Genomic DNA, 2,513 nt, shown 5'->3' with positions numbered 1-2,513 from the left:
CAACAGTTTACAGCTTTTAAGCCGCTTGCTCATCGCCCCAAGCCAATGCTTGCAAAGCCTTGAGCAATGTGCTTGAATTTATGCTACTTTGGGCTTTGGACACCAAAGTGGCGAAAAATACTTCCTTGTGGATCTGCTGGCTTAGCGCGTGCCGCAGCTCTTGCGGGCTCTTGTCCCGGTAGGTGTTCAGCCGCTCGTCCTCATACGGCAGGATCTTCATGAGAGCGTGCCCGGAATTCGTTAGGTTCAGCAGATGCTCAATCGCAGTCTTTGTGCGAACTTTGTAGCTGCCGAGCTCCCAGAACATCTTCTGCTCGTAGTAGTTCGTCTCAATGCCCCAGCGGAGCTTGTAGAGCTTGAGCGGGTAAATCGCCATATGCTTGGAGCTGGTGTTGCGGAGCCCTTTGTTCTCCTGCCAAGCAATGCTCATGTGCAGCGCCATCGGATCTATGGTGCTGAAAAAGAGACGGTACGAGCCACTCTTGCTCAGCGTCACATAGGCATGGACGGTATGGTCGCCAAAGATGCGCGTTTTCACCAGACGGTGAGCAACAAAATAGTTGTCCATCCGGCAAAGGTAATTCGTGAGATCATTGGCAATCTCGTCCAGCATCAAGCGTTTACCGTACTTTGGTGGACGGCCGCGACGGCCTGCCGTCGAATCCGGCAACTCGAACATGGCCGTATCGTGGCGTGCATTGCAGGTCACATTGAGATTCGGATAGCTGAGAGCATGTGCGAGCAACTCGCGCTTGGCGTACCAGCTATCGAAGAGCAGGATGACCTGGCGTTTTTCAAGGATTGGCATGACTTCATCGAGAAGCTGGCAGGCAAGTGTCAGCTTCGAGGCTTCGCCGTTGCTCATGACGTAGCCAATCGGCACCGCGATATAACGGATCTGCTGCTTGCCTGCGGTCTCATGGAGGACCGGCACGCTCATCGTCAGGCTGACGAAGGCATGCCCATTGAAATAGGACTTGCCATCGTGTTTGGCGTGGTCGTACAGGATGCCTACACCGTCGAAGTGCTTGCCCCACTTGGCAATGGACGTGTCGTCCACGCTGAGCAGGATAGGCTCCTGCCGCAGTGCCTCTGGCACTATGGCAAGCGCCTGCAGCGCCAAGGCCTGGCGAATGGATGCATCCGTGACGAGGCCGTTGCCAAGGGCGCGGTAATAGCTGTTGAGCGATGCGTCCGTCTGCTTCGATAGGAACTGCCGGAACAGGCAGCGCACCGACGGCGCCGACTCCAGAGCCAGTTGAGCAATGAGTAACCACGCCAGCAGATGGCGCGTCCGTCTCGTCGCAGATGGGAACAAGGAAGAAAAAGTCGTCAGGAGTCTGTTAACTGTCGGCTGACTGGTGTATAATTGAGACATCACGTAGCACCTCTCGTGTTTGGTTTGTGGTGAAAGTGACTGCATCTTTGATTGTATGAAGTGATGTATTAGTAATGGCAATAAGAGTGCTAATTGCTGATGATCACGCTCTATTGAGCCAATACGACCCGTTGAATTTGGCGGGTCGTTCAACAGATAGTAGGAGGTTATTATGAAGAAATTTTGTTTTTTGTTTTTGATAATCTGTGGCTTGATGGTTTTCTGCCTTCAGGATTGTCAAGCGCGGCAGAAATTAAATCTTGCTGATCTGGAAAATAAATATAACGCCGTGATTGGTGTTTACGCCGTTGACATGGAGAATGGAAAAAAAATTTGCTACAAACCTGATACGCGTTTTTCCTACTGCTCGACACACAAAGTTTTTACGGCTGCAGAATTGCTAAGACAAAAAAATACCTCCGATTTGAATGAAATTCGTAAGTTTTCGGCGGAAGATATTTTGTCCTACGCGCCAATCACCAAAGACCATGTTGCTGATGGCATGACGCTGGCGGAAATTTGTTCGGCATCGCTCAGGTGGAGTGACAACACGGCGGCAAATTTAATTTTGCAGGAGATCGGCGGCGTGGAAAATTTCAAGGTGGCACTTAAAAATATTGGCGACAAAACTACCAAACCTGCGCGAAATGAACCTGAACTTAATCTTTTCAATCCAAAAGATAATCGTGATACTAGCACGCCGAGACAGATGGTAAAAAATTTGCAAGTCTATATATTCGGCGATATTTTGAGCGACGACAAGAAACAACTGCTGATTGATTGGATGAGCGACAATTCCATAACCGACACGCTTATCAAGGCAGAAACTCCGCAAGGTTGGAAAGTTATCGACAAGAGCGGTTCAGGCGATTATGGGGCGCGGAATGATATTGCCGTGATTTATCCGCCCAATCGCAAACCCATTGTCATGGCGATAATGTCGCGCCGCACGGAAAAAAATGCAAAATCTGACGACGCTATGATTGCGGAGGCGGCAAAACGAATTTTTGATAATTTAGTATTTTAAAGGGGCTTGATAGCATCGGTATTGCCGATGGGCAGAGAGGGCCATCACGCAAAAATATTTCGCCAAACATTTATATCTCACTCAAACTTCGCACACCTGAAACCCTTA

The 2,513-nt window shown here is 49.6% G+C and carries 2 protein-coding genes; one reads left to right on the top strand and one right to left on the bottom strand.

The window, feature by feature from the left end:
- Positions 1-16 precede the first annotated feature (16 nt).
- Positions 17-1,378 carry an IS701 family transposase gene (locus FZ041_RS14255; RefSeq protein WP_006555382.1) on the bottom strand — a complete coding sequence of 454 codons (1,362 nt, stop codon included), beginning with the start codon at positions 1,376-1,378 and terminating at the stop codon, positions 17-19.
- Between the two features lie 172 nt (positions 1,379-1,550).
- Between FZ041_RS14255 and blaACI the strand changes: the two genes are divergently transcribed.
- Positions 1,551-2,405 carry an ACI family class A beta-lactamase gene (gene blaACI, locus FZ041_RS14250; protein WP_149190052.1) on the top strand — a complete coding sequence of 285 codons (855 nt, stop codon included), beginning with the start codon at positions 1,551-1,553 and terminating at the stop codon, positions 2,403-2,405.
- The last annotated feature ends 108 nt before the right edge of the window (positions 2,406-2,513 follow it).

The sequence above is a fragment of the Pseudoselenomonas caprae genome, from assembly GCF_008271345.1.
In the GTDB taxonomy this organism is placed as follows: domain Bacteria; phylum Bacillota; class Negativicutes; order Selenomonadales; family Selenomonadaceae; genus Selenomonas_A; species Selenomonas_A caprae.
This window is presented reverse-complemented; position numbering and strand designations above follow the sequence as displayed.